This is a genomic window from Flavobacterium magnesitis (assembly GCF_041729735.1).
In the GTDB taxonomy this organism is placed as follows: domain Bacteria; phylum Bacteroidota; class Bacteroidia; order Flavobacteriales; family Flavobacteriaceae; genus Flavobacterium; species Flavobacterium magnesitis.
Genome location: NZ_JBCFQK010000002.1, coordinates 230,739 through 247,774, shown reverse-complemented (window position 1 = coordinate 247,774; position 17,036 = coordinate 230,739). Strand labels below are relative to the sequence as shown.

The following is a 17,036-nucleotide window of genomic DNA, read 5'->3' as shown; positions in this document are numbered from 1 at the left end:
ATACATTACAGCAACTTAACATCTAATCAGTCATAAGTTCTAATCTTTGCGTAAAACAAACAAATTAAAAAAGTAATGAAAAAAACAATCTCAACAATTTTAGGTTTAGCGGCTTTATCTCTTGTAACACTTACTACGTCTTGTTCAAACGATGACAACAAAAATGAAGAGCCAACATCAGATTTCGTAGTAGTTAGAGAAAATCTACAAGGAGAAATCAACAGTGGAGAAGTAATCTTAGAATCTGGAACTTACAAACTAACAGGGAAATTAATAGTTAAAAACACTGCAACACTTACAATCAAACCTGGAGTTATCATCGAAGCGACCGCATTAGGAGCTAACCAATTTGAAGCTGTAAGATATATTGCAGTTGCTCAAGGTGGAAAAATCGATGTTCAAGGAACAGCTACAACCCCAGTTATCATGACTGCTGAAGTTAAAAGCCCTGCAGCTTGGGGAGGATTAGTACTTTGCGGAAAAGCACCAATCAACAAAGGAAATACAGCTACTGCTGAAGTTTCTGAGTTAGCATACGGTGGGTCTGAAGCTAACGACAACTCTGGATCAATCAAATATTTAAGAATTGAATATTCTGGTTACTCTTACAACTCTGATAAAGAATTCAACGGACTTTCATTATTTGGTGTTGGTAAAGGAACAACAGTAGATTATGTTCAAGTTTACGAAGGCTCTGATGATGGATTTGAGTGGTTTGGTGGAACTGTTGATGCAAAACACTTAGTAGTTTCTAACAAAGATGCTACGTCAGTTGGTGATGATTTATTTGACTGGACTGAAGGATGGAATGGAAATGGTGAAAACTGGTACGGAATTAGAACAAACGCTGGTAACAGAGGTATCGAAGCAGATAACAATTCTAACAATCACCTAGCTTCTCCAATCTCTTTCCCTAACATCAAAAACCTTACTTTAATTGGAGCAGGAACAAATGACACAAGTTCAGAATCTCAAGCTTTCAAATTAAGAGTAGGTACAAAAGGTAAATTTGACAATGTTGTATTAAAAGGTTGGAAAACTGGTTTTGACGTGCAACACGACGAAAGCGTTGGATATGCTGGAAGTGATTTATTAGCAACTAACGTGAAGTTTGAAGAAGTAACAACTAAATCAAAAGGAACAAATACAGCTGGAACAGCAGTTGATGTTGCTAATGTTTTCACAGAATCTACTACTGCTACTGGAGCAGGAAATGGTTCAGGAGTTCCAGCTTGGACTCAAGGATGGACAAAAGGTTTGTAATAAAAGCATAATATTCAAAAAATGCCTTCCTTTTACAGGAGGGCATTTTTTTTGGCATACTATTTGGAATATTTTCTTTATCTTTACTACTCAAAATCAAGCTAATGAAAAAAAACTACTTTTATAGTATCATTTTAATGGTTTTTCTCTGTTCCTTTAGCATTAGTGCTCAGGCACCGAAACAGCATGTAAACCCGAACAATCCTTCTGTTATTGAAGGTTTGAATTTATATCCTAATCCTGTAAACAGTAGTCGAATAGTAAACATTTCGACTAAAAACGACAGCGATAAAGAAATCATCATTTTTGATCTTTTAGGAAAAAAAGTACTTCAAACGCACCTCAGTACTAAGGAGCTGAATGTTTCTAGCCTAATACCTGGTGTATACATCATCAGGATAAATGAAGACAATGCTTCGGCAACCCGAAAATTGATCATACGATAAACATAAACCCTGAAATAAGACAGAAAGCTTCAATTAACACTTGAGGCTTTTTTTATTGCCAATAATTGGCATTGAAGGATTGAACCAAAACAGCGTAAGTATTAGTATAATTTATACCTTTGCACAAAAAAATTCTTGATTACAGCAACTGATATATTTACTATTTCGAGTCAAAAGCAATTTGAAAAAATAGCTTTAAAAGTTTTCCGTTTTCAATACGAGAACAATTTAGTGTATAAAGAATTTTGCGATTTCTTAAAAACAGATGTACAACGTGTAAAAACGATACAGCAAATCCCTTTTTTACCCATTCAGTTTTTTAAAAGTCATCAGGTTGTTTCTAATTCTGCCCCCATTCAAACTATTTTTAGTAGTAGTGGAACAACGGGTACAATTACCAGTAAACATCTTGTAACCGATGTAACACTTTATGAAGAAAGTTATCGAAAAGGGTTTTCTGAATTTTATGGCAATATCGAAAATTATGTTGTTTTAGCCTTGCTTCCATCCTATTTAGAAAGAGACGGCTCTTCGTTAATTTATATGGTTGAAGATTTAATTCAACTTTCCAATCATCCCGAAAGTGGTTTTTACCTTCACAATCACGACGATTTGATTAAGAAATTAATCGAATTAGAAAATGCTGGACAAAATGTAATTTTAATTGGCGTTACCTATGCCCTTCTCGATTTAATCGAAAAAGAAAAATTCAACCTCCAAAACACCATCATCATGGAAACGGGCGGTATGAAAGGCAAACGAAAAGAAATGATTCGCGAAGAACTACACGAACAATTGTGCGATGGTTTTGGCGTTTCGGCAATCCATTCGGAATATGGCATGACCGAATTGCTTTCGCAGGCCTATTCGTTAGGAAATGGCGTATTTGAATGTCCTTCCTGGATGCAAATCCTCATTCGTGATACCGAAGATGCCTTGACTTATATTCCGCAAGGAAAAACAGGCGGAATCAACGTGATTGATTTGGCCAACATCAATTCTTGCTCTTTTATTGCCACACAAGATTTAGGTAAAAAATATCCCAACAACTCTTTTGAAGTATTGGGACGTTTTGATAATTCGGATATTAGAGGTTGTAATTTAATGGTGGTTTAAGTTTCTTAAGAATAGGATAACTACCAAGATCATTTCAAGGATGCAAATTTATCTTCAAGTTTAGTAAGCCAATTTATTCTTTTCTGCAGAGAGACCATCTTTACCTTATTATAGCTTATCCACTTTCTGTTTTTAAAACCTATTTTCCAAAAAGTCCCTAATAGCATTGCTTTTTTTATAGCATTACCAAAAATTAACCAATACAAATAGTTAGGTGTATTCATTGTTGTAATCATTGTAACACCTTTAATATTTCCCCATAACGGTTTCATTCTTGTATTGCTTGCGTTCGTATAATCATAAGCAACACCAGGAAAAATAACTTTATCTACAAAACCTTTTGTCATTGCTGGCATCAACTCCCACCAAATTGGGAATATAAACACTAAATGGTCGGCATTTTCTATTCTTTCATTGTATTCTATTACTTTTGGATCAATCGGGCTTTTATCTCTAAAACCTTTTAAATCTCCCGCAGTCATTACTGGATTGAAATTATCCTTGTCTAAATGAATAAGGTCAATTTCGTGGTTGCTTTTTGTAAGTCCATTGGTAACTGATTTCAAAATTGCGTTACAAAAACTCCCATCATAAGGATGATTAAATACTATTACTACTTTCATTTTGTGCTGTTTAAAATTTATGACACAAAATTCAGCAGTTCAAAATGGTTTGACGATAACAATTGTAAAGAAATGATTAGCGCCTGTTTCTAATACGACTTAATGAGACAGAAGTAATTCCTAAAAATGAAGCAATGTAATGCTGAGGCACTCTACGTAAAATTTTGGGATTATTTTCTAATAGCTCTAAATATCGTTTTTCAGGATTGTCTTTGATATGCGAAAGAAATAGCTTTTGATAAAAAATTAATCGCTGAAAAGTATGCTCTTCAACTTGTTCTTTAATGACTGTTGAACTTTCAATTATTGTTTGAAAATCACTTTTTGAAATGGAATGTATAATACAAGGTTCAATACTTTCGATTGTAAACAAACTAGGCTGATTTGTTCGGAAACTTTCAATTGACGAAACGCTTTCCCCTTCAAAAAAAAATTGAAATGTTATATCCTTTCCATTGTTATTGAAGCACACTCTTAAACACCCCTGTTCGATATAGAACGCTTGTTTAGAAATTTCGCCTTCATTTAATAGAATTGTCTTTACTGGAATTTCCTGACGCTTAAACAAATGTCTAAATTTATCCCACTCTTTGTTGTTGTTCATAAAATTATCCATTCTTAAAATTGTCTATCAGGTGTTTACTTAATTTCCAATAACTTATATAAATATAATGAAATCTAATAATTTTAGAGGTATAGTCATTTTTTAAGAGGGCACATAAAAACAAAAAACCTCAAAAATATTAGTATTTTCGAGGTTTTGATACCATTTAAATTTTAAATCAGCAGAGAGAAAGGGATTCGAACCCTCGATGCAGTTACCCACATACTAGCTTTCCAGGCTAGCTCCTTCAACCACTCGGACACCTCTCTAATTGGGATTGCAAATAACACTAAAAAATCTGACTTAGAAAAGCCAAATTGCAATTAATTATTCATTTCTCCTCTTAATGGAGTTTCAAACACCGCTTGAAAATCTTTAGACGGAATATTTTGACTCAACAAGAACATCAATTTAGCAATTGCCGCTTCGGTAGTACTATCTTTTCCAGATATCACTCCTATTTGCTTCAATGCCGAACTCGTTTCATATTGCCCCATATTGACACTTCCACTCGTGCATTGGGTTACATTTACAATATGCAATCCTTTTTTTATGGCTTTAGTCAATGCGTTTATAAACCAATCTTCGGTAATGGCATTTCCTGAGCCATAGGTTTCTAAAACAATTCCTTTTAGACTTGGTATTTCAAGAATTGCCATAAAAATGCTTTCGCTCATTCCTGGAAACATTTTTATGATAATAACATTTGTATCCAATAATTGATGAACAATTAATTCTTTTTGCTCTCCTCGAACTAAAAATAATTCTGGTCTCGGAATCAAATTCACACCTGATTCGACTAAAGCAGGGTAATTTGGAGAACAAAAAGCATTAAAATTTTCAGAATCAATTTTTGTCGTTCTATTGCCTCGATATAATTTATTTTCGAAATAAAGGCAAACTTCAGTAATAACAGCCTTATTGTTTTCTTGTAGAGATGCTATTTGGATAGCTGTAATCAAATTTTCCTTGGCATCCGTACGTAAATCACCAATAGGCAATTGTGATCCCGTTAAAATAACTGGTTTAGCTAAATTTTCGAGCATAAAACTCAAAGCCGAAGCCGTATACGACATCGTATCTGAACCGTGAAGCACTACAAAACCATCAAAACTAGAATAATTTGACTGGATTATTGTAGCAATTTCTGCCCAATAAGAAGGGTTCATATTAGATGAATCAATTGGATTCTGAAACGAAAGAGTTTCAATCTCACAATCCAATTGTTTCAACTCAGGAATTCTTTGTAATAATTTACTAAAATTGAACGCTTTTAATGCTCCGGTACTAAAATCCTTGCGCATTCCAATAGTTCCTCCAGTATAAATTAAAAGAATTTTAGTCCTTGAGTTCATGAGCATATTTCAATTTGTTGACTACAGGATTAGCATACATGTCCAATATTCCTTGAAGTGCAATAGGATTTTCGGCATCAATTCGTTTTTCTAATCTACGTACAAAAACGGCTTTTTCATCTTCAGTATAAAAATGCGAATAGGTATCCGATTTATTCAAAATATCATAAGCGATATAATTCGTTGGCCACAGCTTATAACTTTTCAAAATAGAATCGTCTATGGCTTGTGCCAAAGCTTGAATTTGCTTATTTACATTATCGTTTTCAGTTTTTATAACATCAATTTCAGTATCTAAAACTTTTCCAATATGAATAAAAATACGTTTTTTAGGTCCTAAAGCACCACTTAAAATCGTCATAAAATCTTCATTTTCCTCTTTTACATACACTTCATTATTGGCTTCCGCCAATAATTGAGGCATTTTTAAAGCATCGGTAGGATCGTATTCATACGAAATAGAAACAGGAACAATCTTGATTTTTTTGAAATAATCCATCAAATTAGCTTCATCAGAAGCCATTCCGAGCATTTTCAATACGCCTGGATTAGTCGCATCATTACCATCTTTTGTTCTACCTTCCCGCTGTGCAATCCAAACTGAACGATTTTCATGTTGCAACAACTGACTAATATATTCGGATAATGTTTTAGAACTTTGCAACATCTCTCTTGGCGACAAACCTCGTTTCACCAAGAAATTCCGATTTAACTTTGCCAAAACATTCAAAAAAGGTTGTTTAACCAAATTGTCACCAATAGCCGAAGCTGTCATTACTAAATCATGCTCAAACAAAGTAGCATTTAGCAAAGTGGTATCTAATAAAATATCTCTGTGATTAGAGACAAACAAATAAGGAGTGTTAGGTTCTAAATGTTCAAAACCCGCAGTCATCAAGCCTTCTGAGCTTTTTTCTAATACTTTTTGAACCGATTGGTAAATAAAATTACATTGGAAATCACGAATAGAATGCGTTTTCATTAATTGTTCTTTCCAAACTTCATCGGCAACATTAGGAAAAGAAAAATTCATCAATGACTTTAACATTGGATGATGAATCACTTTTTGTATGGCTTTATTTATTTCGGAATCATAATAAGGCCGAATCTCGTCAAACTTTTGCATTTTGGTACTATTAGAAAAACAAATGAACAAAAAAAATATTAAATTTTAGCGAATTCTACTTTAAATCCCAAAAATTGCTTTCGAATTTTCAGTCGTTATTCTGGCTATTTCATCTCCAGAAATACCGTAAATCTGTGATAACTTATTAATTACATTTACAAGATAGCTGCTTTCGTTTCTTTTTCCTCTAAAAGGAACTGGAGCAAGATAAGGCGCATCAGTTTCTAAAACAATATGTTTTATATCAATTTTATCCAAAAACTGATCAATTTTTCCATTTTTGAAAGTGACCACACCACCAATTCCCAATTTCATATTATAAGACAATGCCTGTAAAGCTTGCTCATAAGTACCCGAAAAACAATGAAAAATCCCAAATAAGTCGGCTGATTTTTCTTCTTCTAAAACTTCAAAAACGGCATCAAAGGCTTCACGACAATGGATAACAATAGGCAATTGGTATTCTTTTGCCAATTGGATTTGTTTTTTAAAAGCCAATTGTTGCTCTTTTAAATGAGTTTTGTCCCAATATAAATCGACACCAATTTCTCCAATAGCATAGAATTTCCTTCTCTTCAATTCGTCTTCAACAAATTGCAATTCGTCCAAATAATTATCCTTCACATGTGTAGGATGCACTCCAGTCATTAAAAAAACATGCTCTGGATATTTTTGCTCTAAATCATACATAGCCGCCGTATAAGCCGAATCGATAGCAGGAATAAAAAAACGAGTGACACCAGCCGCTAAGGCACGCTGCATCATTTCGTCTCTATCCTGATCAAATTCTTCGCTGTATAAATGGGTGTGTGTGTCGGTAATTATGGGTTTTGTTTCCAAGTCTTTTTCTTTAAAAGACAAAATTAGGCTATTACGCAAAGATTCGCAAAGGCAACACAAAGTAGCGCAAAAAAATAAAATAATCTTTGCGAATCTCCGTGAAAATGCTCTGCGAATCTTTGTGATACAAACCTTAATCCAATTTACCTAACAATTCCTGAACCTTTTCGTAATCCTCATAATCAGGTGGAATTGTCAATAGGATTGCTTTGCACCCTTTATAGTCTTTTTGCTTTAATTTGGCTAAAGCCAAACCATAAATGGCTTTATTTTTGTAAATAGAATTTCCTGATTTTATTTCATTAAACACCGTTTCGGCTTGTTTGATTTGGTTATTTTCTAATAAAGAAATACCATAAAAATATTGAATTTCCGCCGTTTTATTTTCTTTCAAAATAGCTTCAAAAAGTGGAATCGCAGCTTTGTAATTCTTAGCATTAAAAGCGGTTTCGGCTTGTTTTAAAGTATCAACACTTTCACTTCTTTCTGTAAAATAGGCATTTTCATATTGATTGTATTCTTCAAAACCAGGTTTAGAACTTGGATTAAACAAAAACAATCCTAACAGAAGCACTACTGAAGCAGCAACTAAATATGCCCAAGGTTTCAACGAAATCACTTTTGGTTTTCCTTTAAAATGTTGATTCGAAATGGTTTTTAGATTGGCTACAAAGGCTTTTCTATCGGTTTCAAAACCAAATTTAGCTTCTAATTGTATTTGGACTTCCTTAAAAACCTCGAATTCTGAAGCCAATTCCAAGTTTTCAGAAAGTTGCTTTTCGAAGTCTAATCGGGCTTCATCCAACAATTCGCCTTGAAGATATTGATCAAATAATAGGTATTTCTCCTCGTTCATGGCTCCTTAATTTTTTAATGATTTAAAACTACTGTGTTCTTGAATCCTTTGGGCTAGTTGTCCTGTACACAAGGATTTTTTCTTTCGAACATACCCATAGGTTACATTGAGTTTCTCAGCTACTTCTTCCATTGATTTCAAAGTGAAACTCCACTTTAAAACTTCTTGACATTTTTTGCCTAATCGTTGAAACATCATATCAAAAAGTTGTTGCTTTTCTTCAAATATTTCGGTTTGTGCTACCAACTCTTCCGTGGGTTCATTAGTAGATGTAAAATCATCGGGAATTGTTACCCCTTTATTGGATATTTTTTTCAGTTCGTTTAGCCATTTTCTTTTGCATAACAAAAAAAAGTAAGCATCAAAAGGACAACTTAGTTGCAGCTTATTGGCTTTTGCCTGATTGAACAACAAAATCAGGATTTCCTGAACCACATCCTGAGCCTGATCTTCATCGCCGGAATTATTTCTTATATAAGAAACCACTTTTGGGACAAACTTTTTATAAATAGACTGGATTATAACCGAATTATTATTCGCTAATCCTTCTATAAAATACTGATCAGGATGCACCGTGTTTTTTGACATAGAAAAAAATTTATCTGCTAATGTAAAAAAGAATCTGAAATAAAAATTGATTTCATGGGTAACAATTATAAAACCAAGTGGATATACAACTGAAGCTTTTTAATTTTTAAAATTCAGCAGTTATGAAAAAGGAACAATTCCCCTCTAAAACCACTATTGATAGTTTTTCAAAAAAACTTTCGAATAAAATTCGAGCCGGTTTTAAAATCACTGAATACAATGACAAATTGCCTTATGTGGTTTTGATAAAAGAACAAAAAAACATCAATCATGCTTTGCATCTTCAACTTTTTTGCATCACAATCGGGCTTTGGTCCATTGTCTGGATTTATTTGACACTGACTCATATTCCTAAAAAAGAAATTCTAATTGCCATTGATGAAGACGGAAATATTTTTGAAGAAAAATGTTTACTCACCTAAAAAAATGAAAGAATCTGAAATAAATTCAGATTGAAGGGTAACAATTTGAAGCCTCATTTGATATAACAGTATAAAACAAGTAAAATCATTTTAACTATAATTAAAATCAAGAAATCATGAAAACAATTAAAATCTTACTTTTCTGTATTGCAGCAATTGCGATTGTTAGCTGCGATAATGACAACGACCCTACAAACAACGTATGTGACACTAGTTATGTTTCTACTCCAATTACAAATGCTTTTTCCTTAGCAAATGCTTATGATGACAACGTAACGATGGATTTAGAAACACATGAATATACGCTTCAAATTAATGCCAATGGTGAAATTTGCAGTGTAGGTTACCAAAACCCAAATACCTATACAGGAGGTTATACAATGGAAATAACCAACACAACCACCAATGTAACATACACAGGAACACATACTTTTTCTCAAACAGTACTGGATTATCAATCCATCACACCCTTAATAGTAAACACAGGAGATATTATTAACGTAAAAAGAACCATACTTCCGGGTTATACCATGTTAAACCAAACAATAGGTCATGTGTTGAGAAAATCAGATTACACAGATGTTCCTTACCCTATTACTCAGGGAAATGTAGTTTTTCTAAGTTCTAATTTTTATGGCACAGGTGGACCTGTTCCTAATTTTGCACAGCCTTATATAGCATTAGGTTTTAAAGTAAATTAAAATTTAAGGGTAACAATTTAAAACCCAATTGATCTAACAGTATAAACCTAGAAAATCATTTTAAACCTTATTAAAAATCAAGAAATCATGAAAAATTTTAAAACTATCGGACTTTTATTTTTAGCGGCAATGGCATTAGTAAGTTGTAATGACAACGATGACAACCAACAAATGCCAGCAACAGCAGCCGAATTCGCAAATGTTAGAAAAGCTGCCTTAGACAAAATCACTCAGGAATTTACCATCGCTACCGAAGATGGAGCGACCACCTTAACTTCTGAAAATGGTGTAAAAATTACCATCAACGGAAATTGCTTAACTAAAGACGGAAATCCTGTAACTGGAGATGTAAAAATCGAATATGTAGAAATTTTCGAAAAAGGAAACATGTTAGTGACTAACAAACCAACAATGGGAATTATGCCTGATGGAAAACGAAATTTACTTATCTCTGGAGGCGAATTTTTTATCAAAGCAACTCAAAACGGCGTAGAATTAGCAACAACTTGTAACATTACACTACTTGTACCTGGATCACTTACTGACGGTGTTGATAATGCGATGACTTTATGGAACGGAATTATCGATGACGAAGGAAACTTAGCTTGGGAAAACGCTCGTGAAGCCGATGGTAATGATGGAAAAGGCGGTGTACAAGCCGAAGGGAACAACTATTATGTGAGTTTTGGAAATTTTGGCTGGACAAACGTAGACCGTTTCTACAGCGATCCAAGACCTAAAACAGTCATCCTAGTTGATGCTCCCGAAGGATATGACAACACGAACAGCGCTATTTACTTATCTTATGATGGTGAAGGAACAAATGCACTTGCACAACTAGATACGTACACAGCCGAAGGTTTATTTAGCGAACATTACGGTCAAATTCCAGTAGGCCTAGCTTGTCACATTATTTTTGCAACCGAAGAGAACGGAAACTGGAGATACGCCATCAAAGGGGTAACCATTCAAGCCAATGATGTTTTCACTTTCACATTAGCAGAAACAACCGTAGGGACCGAAGCCCAATTAATTGCCGCAATCAATGCGATTCAATAAAGAACTCCAAATTTAATTTCTAAAAAAAGTGGTGATTTGCTCATCACTTTTTTCTACTTTTAAAAGATTTTAACCGTTATCCTAATGAGGATTAACAGCTTATACTTGTATCTTTTATAACTAGATAAACCAAATTTGATTATGAAACCACTATTATCTTTTCTCTTTCTTCTTTGTTCTTTATTCTTGTTCTCTCAAAAAAAAGTAAAAGATACCGTTACCCGAAGAGCCGCAATAAACTACAATCAAAATGGAAACACAGTTTCATACAAACCTGAAACACCACCATTAATTCCAATTGCTGGTGCTCCAAAACCTAGTTTTTCTTATCTCTGGGAATTTGGAGACGGAAATTACAGTAAAGCTGCTGAACCCAAACATACCTATAAAAATAAAGGAACCTACAACACCCGATTAACGGTAACCAATAATTACGACAACGGAAAACCTCCCGCTACCCGACCAAAAAAAGTAGTGATCAACGAAATATCGAATAAAACCTTTGACGAAATTGCATCTGTTGCTGACCAAAACGGTTTTGCGCTTCAAAAAAATTGTGACCCCATTCCCGACCAGGAAATGGAAATCATTCTTAGTTATCAAAATCTGGAAAACTATGTTGCGAATGGAAAAATTTATCTTTTTTACAACGAAACACAATTCAAAGATAATAATTTTGAATTAGCCGATTTTAGAACCTATGCTGGCGAAAGAGAAGTAAAAGAAAATACAATAGTTTCTGTGAATGAAATTGATCAATCCAATTCGTATTTAGCTTCGAATAATACTTACTTTCCAATAAAAAAATACGAAAATACTACTACCGAAGAAGACCTAGAAACCACTCTGGCCGAAGCACATAAAACATTCAAAAATGTTTCCATCTTAGAATTTGACGATGCTAATCCACAGGAAACCCGCAATGTTTTTTATACTTTCAAAACTACTCCCGAAATGCTAAAAGACACCAGCGCTACCATCACCATGCGTGGTATTTATGTACCCAACAGGAGTTATAAAAATCATAAAGTAAAAAATTTGGAAATGGAAATTGTAACTTCTCATGATCCTAACAAAATGGGATCTAACGGAAGTTTTATGAATTATAGATTCGTTCGTTTTAAAAGAGTGAATTTCAAAACCCGTTTTCAAAACAACGGCGAAGGACCAGCAAGAATGATTCGTCTAGAAACCGATATTCCTGATATGTTCGACAAGAAAACATTTCAAATCGAAGGCATGTATCCTGAATGTCCCATTTGTCCAAAAGATGAAATTCCAACCATAAGCTGTTTGGACACCATTATAAAACAAAACCAAATCTTCTTTACCTTCAAAAACATTTATTTACCGGGAAGCGAACAGAAAAATGTAAAAGAAAAAGACAGCACTAAAGGTTTTGTAAAGTATTCTTTGAAATTCAACAAAGATTTCCACAAAGTAAACACCCGAAGCAGAACCGCTATTATTTTCGATAAAAATGAACCTATTATCACCAATTACGCCACTACCCGATTCCTTCCCGGAATTTCTATTGGTGCAAAAGCGGGTTATAATTACTATCCTAATTTAGATAAATCCAGAAGCTATTTTGTGGGCGCAACCATTTCTCCATATAAGTCCTATCGTTTGTATTGGCAAGCCGAATTAATCAATAGTGTTCATGATTTCAATTCTGCAACCACAATTACCACTGGTTTTACAACTACTGCTAATGGAGTTCGTCAAGCAACACGTACTACAACAACACAGAGTTATTCTAATTTCAACAATGAGGTTCCGTTGCTTCTTCGTTACAACATCAATAATTTCGTCGGAATTGGAGCTGGAGTTCAAGCAAACATCAATGCTTCCGAAAAACAAAAGCAACACACTAAAATTGAATATTTCGAATTAGAAAAACCAGATTCTCCAATTCTTGACGCCACAGAAAATAGTGTATCCAATAGTAAAACCTTTACCAATTTAAAAACAGGATTGCTATTTGATTTAACACTAGGATTCGCCCGCATCGGTCCGAGTTTAGGGGTGAGATATGTGATGAATTTCAAAGAAAATTTTAATTATTTTCAAGTTTATGGGATATGGAAATTTTAGTTTTATGGCACACAGATGATACAGATAAAACGGATTGACACCGATTTTTTTAATAATCTCTTTGTGAATTTTCGTGTAACGCTTTGTGTATCTTTGTGAAATAGCTCTTTATGAAAAAACTTTTTTGCTATCTTTTTCTATTTTATTCCCTGATTGTTTTCGGGCAAAAACCACTTATCCAAGAAGACAAAATCTACAATGCAGTTGATACTTTTATAGAAAATCCAACAGCAGAAAATTTAAATAACCTCAATAGTACCGAAAAAGCATTTTGGAAAAATCCCAAACCCAAAACTAAAAACGAACTATTGGCAATTGTCATTTTAAATTGCAACAAAGCTTATTATGAAAATCAATTCAACCAAGTTCAGGAGGCAGTTGCTAGTTATGAAAAAGCCTGGAAAATATATCAAAAACACCGTCTCAACAACTATGATATTGTAGAATATTGCCTGAAACCTTTGGGGAATTTATACACCATTCTAGGCGATTATGACAACGCCGAAAACACCATCAAACAATATTATTATATTGCTAACCAAGAAAAAAATCAGGATAAAAAAATAGCCGCTATTCTCAATTTATCGAATGTGTATCAAAATTCAGGCAAGATTGATTTAGCCATTGATCTACTCGAAAAAACCATTCGAACTGAAAAATTATCCAACATTCAAAAAGGAATTTTATGGAATAATTTGGGCAACAACTATTTACTAAGTTCCAAAGGAAACTTAATGCGACCTGAAATTCATGAAAATTCCAAAAATGCATTTGAATTGGCAATCGAACATCTAAAAAACGAAAAAAATCAATCTGAAACTTTATCCAATTCTTATCGAAATCTATCAGCTCTTAACCGTCAAAGAGAAAATTTTGAATTGGCAAATTCTTATTTTGAAAAAGCCAGAGAATATTTCTACGCAACTCCAAATCTTTCGCCTCGAAAAACAGCCAAATTCAAATACGAAGAAGCTTCTTTATTGTTTCAACAAAAAAAATTAAATGAATCAGCCGTCATTATTGAATCTGTTTTTAAACATTTAATTCCTCATTATTCTATCAAGAAAAACAGTTTACCGGAGCAAAATTCATTATATACCGAAACTAGTTTATTGGACGCATTGGATTTACGAGCCGAAATTTATTCGAAACAAAACCAACCTAAAAAAGCATTAGAAGCCTATCGCTTGGCTTTTCATATTGAAGAATTGCTGGCTAACTTGATGGTTTATGAAAACTCGAAAATCATCAATCAAAATCGAGTACGTATGCGAACCGAAAAATGTATCACAATTTATGATTTATTATATCAAAAAGAACACAAACAAACTTATTTAGAAGCTGCTTTTCAATTGGCAGACCAAACCAAATCAAGTGTTTTGAAAAGTTATTTATCCAAAAACAAAACGGCATCTCGAAAAGAAAAACTCCATCTCGAACAGCTGCAAAACTGGAGTAATATTATCTTAAAAGAACAACAAAAAGGAGAATTGGCAGACATCGCCAAAATAACCGAAGCTATCGAAAAACAAAATCAATTGATGCTTTCGCTAAAAAAAATACGTACTGAAAACACAGATTCCGAAAAAGAAACTATCGATTTTAAAGCTTTATTCGCCAAATTAGAACAAGACAAAGCCATGATGATTGAGTATTTTATGGGTAATAAAAATCTATATTATTTTATCATTGGAAATAATACAATAAGTCTAAACAAAATAAATATAACTGATACAGCAATTCCAAAAATAGTACAATTCATTGATTATTTTAATAATTCAAACTCTATTACCAATGATATAAAAGACTTTAATCATTTTGGGAAAGTAGCCTATGATGTATTGCGTTTACCACAAAAATCAAATTACAAAAACCTCATCATCATTCCAGACGGTCTTCTTTGTTTACTCCCTTTTGAAGCCTTAATCACAAAAGAATCTTCGACAACAAATTTTGCTCAAATGCATTATTTGCTGAATGATTACAACATTGGTTATCAAAATTCGGCTCAATTTTATTTGTCCTTTGACAAGCTCAGGATGACAAATAAAGATAAAACTGTTTTAGGAATTTTTCCGGTTTTCGAAAATACGCCTTACACATTGACTTATTCAAAAGACGAGTTGCATTCGATTCAAAAAAACTTCAAAGGGAAATATTTAGAGAATACCGAAGCTACTTTCGATAATTTCAAAAAAAATGCTGCTGATTACTCCATTTTACATTTGTCCACTCACGCTGATGCTGGCGACATAGTTAGTCCAGCAAGTATAAAATTTTACGATCAGGAAATCCTGTATTCTGAATTATACAATTTAAAAATCAATCCTGATTTGGTTGTATTAAGTGCTTGCGAAACGGGCATTGGTAAACTCTTTAAATCAGAAGGAGCCATGAGTATTGCTCGCGGATTTCAATTTGCAGGAGCACAAAATTTATTGTTTTCATTATGGAAAGTCAATGACTATACGACTTCGGTTTTTATGGATTCTTTTTACCAGAACATCAAAAATGGTCAATCTTACTTAGAAGCGAATGCCAACGCCAAACGAGATTTCTTAAAAAACCCAAATGTTTCCAATACTAAAAAGTCGCCTTATTACTGGAGTGCTTTTGTATATTATGGCACTTTAGAAAAAAATGAAGCCGCAACAAATTATACTTACATTATTTTGGGAATTGTATTTGCAATTGTTTTAATTTGGCTTCTTATCCGATTTAGAAATGAAAAACCTACACGAAATCCTTAAAAAGGAAAAATATAAAAAAGTAAAATTCAAAATTACCAAAACCCAACATTTGTTAATCAAAGCCAAAATTAATGGAGTTCAGGGTAATTTTATTTTAGATACGGGTGCTTCTAATAGCTGCGTCGATTTTGAACACATTACCTTATTTAATTTAAACGCCGAAGATTCTAAAACCAAAGCTTCGGGTGCTGGAGGCACAGGAATGTTGACACAAACGGCTTTCGAAAACAAACTACAATTAGGTTCCTGGAAAAATCATGAATTTGATTTGGTTATTTTTGATTTATCTCACGTCAATGAAGCTTTGATTGCCTATAAATCAAAACCCGTTGACGGAATTATTGGTGCCGATGTTTTGTTAAAAGGCAGAGCCATAATCGATTATTACAATAATTACCTATATTTACTGCAACCAAAACAGAGCAAAAAAAATGGCAAAAAACTATCTTAAAGCAAGCTGTTTTGCTCTATCCCTACTTTTGTCTTCTTGTTCTGGCCAAAGTCTAATTAATAAAAACACCTCGACAACTTCAAAAAAAAATGTTCTGAAAACTAGTAAATCAAGAATCTGGAATTTCAACGATTTGAATGATTGGAAAGATGCCACTCAAGCTGGCGAACCTAATTATTCGATTAAAGATGGAAAGCTATATATTTTCACCAATCCTAATACGTGGGAAAGAGTAAAAATAAAATCAACCACCGCATTTGCTACTGGAAGCTATACTTGGAGAGTTTATGCCCCTGCTATGGGCAAAGGAGACATGACCTGCATTGCTGCTTTTTTATACCATAATGACCATCACGAACTTGATTTTGAAATAGCTTATGGCAATCAAGCTGACCGAAAAAAATTGAATGCTGCTTCAAATGAACTCATTGTTTATATGACTTCACAAGGAAATCCGAAATTTTCTTTTCAAAGTAAACTTATAAGAGAAAATTGGTACAACCTAACCCTTGAACTAGCATTAAACGAAAATAAAAAATATGTAGCTACCTGGAAAATTGACAATGTAGCTTTTACTTCAACCGTTCTTAATTATGGCTCAAGAACAAAATTTAAAATTTTATGTAGCGTTGAAAACCTAAGCTTTGCAGGAGATCACATTCCGTACCAACAAAATTATGCTTTGTTTGATTCAGTAACATTCAATGAAAATTAAATAACAAAGCCTTCTTTAACTGAA

Annotated in this window: 17 protein-coding genes and 1 tRNA gene; 10 read left to right on the top strand and 8 right to left on the bottom strand. The window is 33.4% G+C overall.

Going from position 1 to position 17,036, the window contains the following annotated elements; translation table 11 throughout:
- Positions 1-75: 75 nt before the first annotated feature.
- The 3 genes from AAGV33_RS02910 (at position 76) to AAGV33_RS02900 (ending at position 2,825) form a co-directional block, all read left to right on the top strand.
- Positions 76-1,263, top strand: coding sequence for a hypothetical protein (locus tag AAGV33_RS02910; RefSeq protein ID WP_373390437.1), 1,188 nt, complete (start codon positions 76-78; stop codon positions 1,261-1,263).
- Between the two features lie 104 nt (positions 1,264-1,367).
- Positions 1,368-1,709 (top strand): T9SS type A sorting domain-containing protein, encoded by a 342-nt coding sequence (locus AAGV33_RS02905; protein WP_373390436.1) that lies wholly within the window; start codon positions 1,368-1,370, stop codon positions 1,707-1,709.
- A gap of 135 nt (positions 1,710-1,844) precedes the next feature.
- Complete coding sequence (locus AAGV33_RS02900) at positions 1,845-2,825, top strand: LuxE/PaaK family acyltransferase (protein ID WP_373390434.1); 981 nt, start codon at positions 1,845-1,847, stop codon at positions 2,823-2,825.
- 29 nt (positions 2,826-2,854) lie between these two features.
- On the opposite strand, the gene AAGV33_RS02895 is transcribed toward AAGV33_RS02900, so the two are convergent.
- The 8 genes from AAGV33_RS02895 to AAGV33_RS02860 all read right to left on the bottom strand — a co-directional run bounded on the left by AAGV33_RS02895 (position 2,855) and on the right by AAGV33_RS02860 (position 8,817).
- A complete protein-coding gene (locus AAGV33_RS02895) occupies positions 2,855-3,448 on the bottom strand; it encodes an NAD(P)H-dependent oxidoreductase (RefSeq protein WP_373390433.1) in 594 nt (197 codons plus the stop codon).
- A 76-nt stretch (positions 3,449-3,524) separates the two neighbouring features.
- The gene (locus tag AAGV33_RS02890; RefSeq protein ID WP_373390432.1) at positions 3,525-4,052 is read right to left on the bottom strand and encodes a Crp/Fnr family transcriptional regulator; all 528 of its coding nucleotides are present in this window, start codon (positions 4,050-4,052) and stop codon (positions 3,525-3,527) included.
- Between the two features lie 182 nt (positions 4,053-4,234).
- Positions 4,235-4,321 (bottom strand) — tRNA-Ser (locus tag AAGV33_RS02885).
- Positions 4,322-4,375: 54 nt separating this feature from the next.
- Positions 4,376-5,407: an asparaginase gene (locus AAGV33_RS02880; RefSeq protein ID WP_373390430.1), complete on the bottom strand. Its 1,032-nt coding sequence runs from the start codon at positions 5,405-5,407 to the stop codon at positions 4,376-4,378.
- A complete protein-coding gene (locus AAGV33_RS02875; RefSeq protein ID WP_373390428.1) occupies positions 5,391-6,533 on the bottom strand; it encodes a 1-acyl-sn-glycerol-3-phosphate acyltransferase in 1,143 nt (380 codons plus the stop codon). Before AAGV33_RS02875 ends, AAGV33_RS02880 begins: the two co-directional genes overlap by 17 nt.
- Before the next feature lie 60 nt (positions 6,534-6,593).
- On the bottom strand, positions 6,594-7,373 hold the full coding sequence (locus tag AAGV33_RS02870) for a TatD family hydrolase (protein ID WP_373390427.1): 780 nt from the start codon (positions 7,371-7,373) through the stop codon (positions 6,594-6,596).
- 133 nt (positions 7,374-7,506) lie between these two features.
- Positions 7,507-8,229: a tetratricopeptide repeat protein gene (locus AAGV33_RS02865; RefSeq protein WP_373390426.1), complete on the bottom strand. Its 723-nt coding sequence runs from the start codon at positions 8,227-8,229 to the stop codon at positions 7,507-7,509.
- A 6-nt stretch (positions 8,230-8,235) separates the two neighbouring features.
- Positions 8,236-8,817: an RNA polymerase sigma factor gene (locus tag AAGV33_RS02860; protein ID WP_373390425.1), complete on the bottom strand. Its 582-nt coding sequence runs from the start codon at positions 8,815-8,817 to the stop codon at positions 8,236-8,238.
- Positions 8,818-8,939: 122 nt separating this feature from the next.
- Between AAGV33_RS02860 and AAGV33_RS02855 the strand changes: the two genes are divergently transcribed.
- The 7 genes from AAGV33_RS02855 (at position 8,940) to AAGV33_RS02825 (ending at position 17,012) form a co-directional block, all read left to right on the top strand.
- Positions 8,940-9,239 (top strand): hypothetical protein, encoded by a 300-nt coding sequence (locus AAGV33_RS02855; RefSeq protein ID WP_373390424.1) that lies wholly within the window; start codon positions 8,940-8,942, stop codon positions 9,237-9,239.
- A gap of 116 nt (positions 9,240-9,355) precedes the next feature.
- Positions 9,356-9,940 (top strand): hypothetical protein, encoded by a 585-nt coding sequence (locus AAGV33_RS02850; protein WP_373390423.1) that lies wholly within the window; start codon positions 9,356-9,358, stop codon positions 9,938-9,940.
- A gap of 84 nt (positions 9,941-10,024) precedes the next feature.
- Positions 10,025-10,999, top strand: coding sequence for a hypothetical protein (locus AAGV33_RS02845; protein ID WP_373390460.1), 975 nt, complete (start codon positions 10,025-10,027; stop codon positions 10,997-10,999).
- A gap of 141 nt (positions 11,000-11,140) precedes the next feature.
- The gene (locus tag AAGV33_RS02840) at positions 11,141-13,096 is read left to right on the top strand and encodes a PKD domain-containing protein (RefSeq protein WP_373390421.1); all 1,956 of its coding nucleotides are present in this window, start codon (positions 11,141-11,143) and stop codon (positions 13,094-13,096) included.
- Positions 13,097-13,206: 110 nt separating this feature from the next.
- Positions 13,207-15,846, top strand: coding sequence for a CHAT domain-containing protein (locus tag AAGV33_RS02835; protein WP_373390420.1), 2,640 nt, complete (start codon positions 13,207-13,209; stop codon positions 15,844-15,846).
- Positions 15,821-16,297 carry a retropepsin-like aspartic protease gene (locus AAGV33_RS02830; protein WP_373390419.1) on the top strand — a complete coding sequence of 159 codons (477 nt, stop codon included), beginning with the start codon at positions 15,821-15,823 and terminating at the stop codon, positions 16,295-16,297. The genes AAGV33_RS02835 and AAGV33_RS02830 overlap by 26 nt, the downstream gene beginning before the upstream one ends.
- Positions 16,278-17,012, top strand: a complete 735-nt coding sequence (locus AAGV33_RS02825; RefSeq protein WP_373390418.1) for a hypothetical protein — start codon at positions 16,278-16,280, stop codon at positions 17,010-17,012. The genes AAGV33_RS02830 and AAGV33_RS02825 overlap by 20 nt, the downstream gene beginning before the upstream one ends.
- Positions 17,013-17,036: the final 24 nt, after the last annotated feature.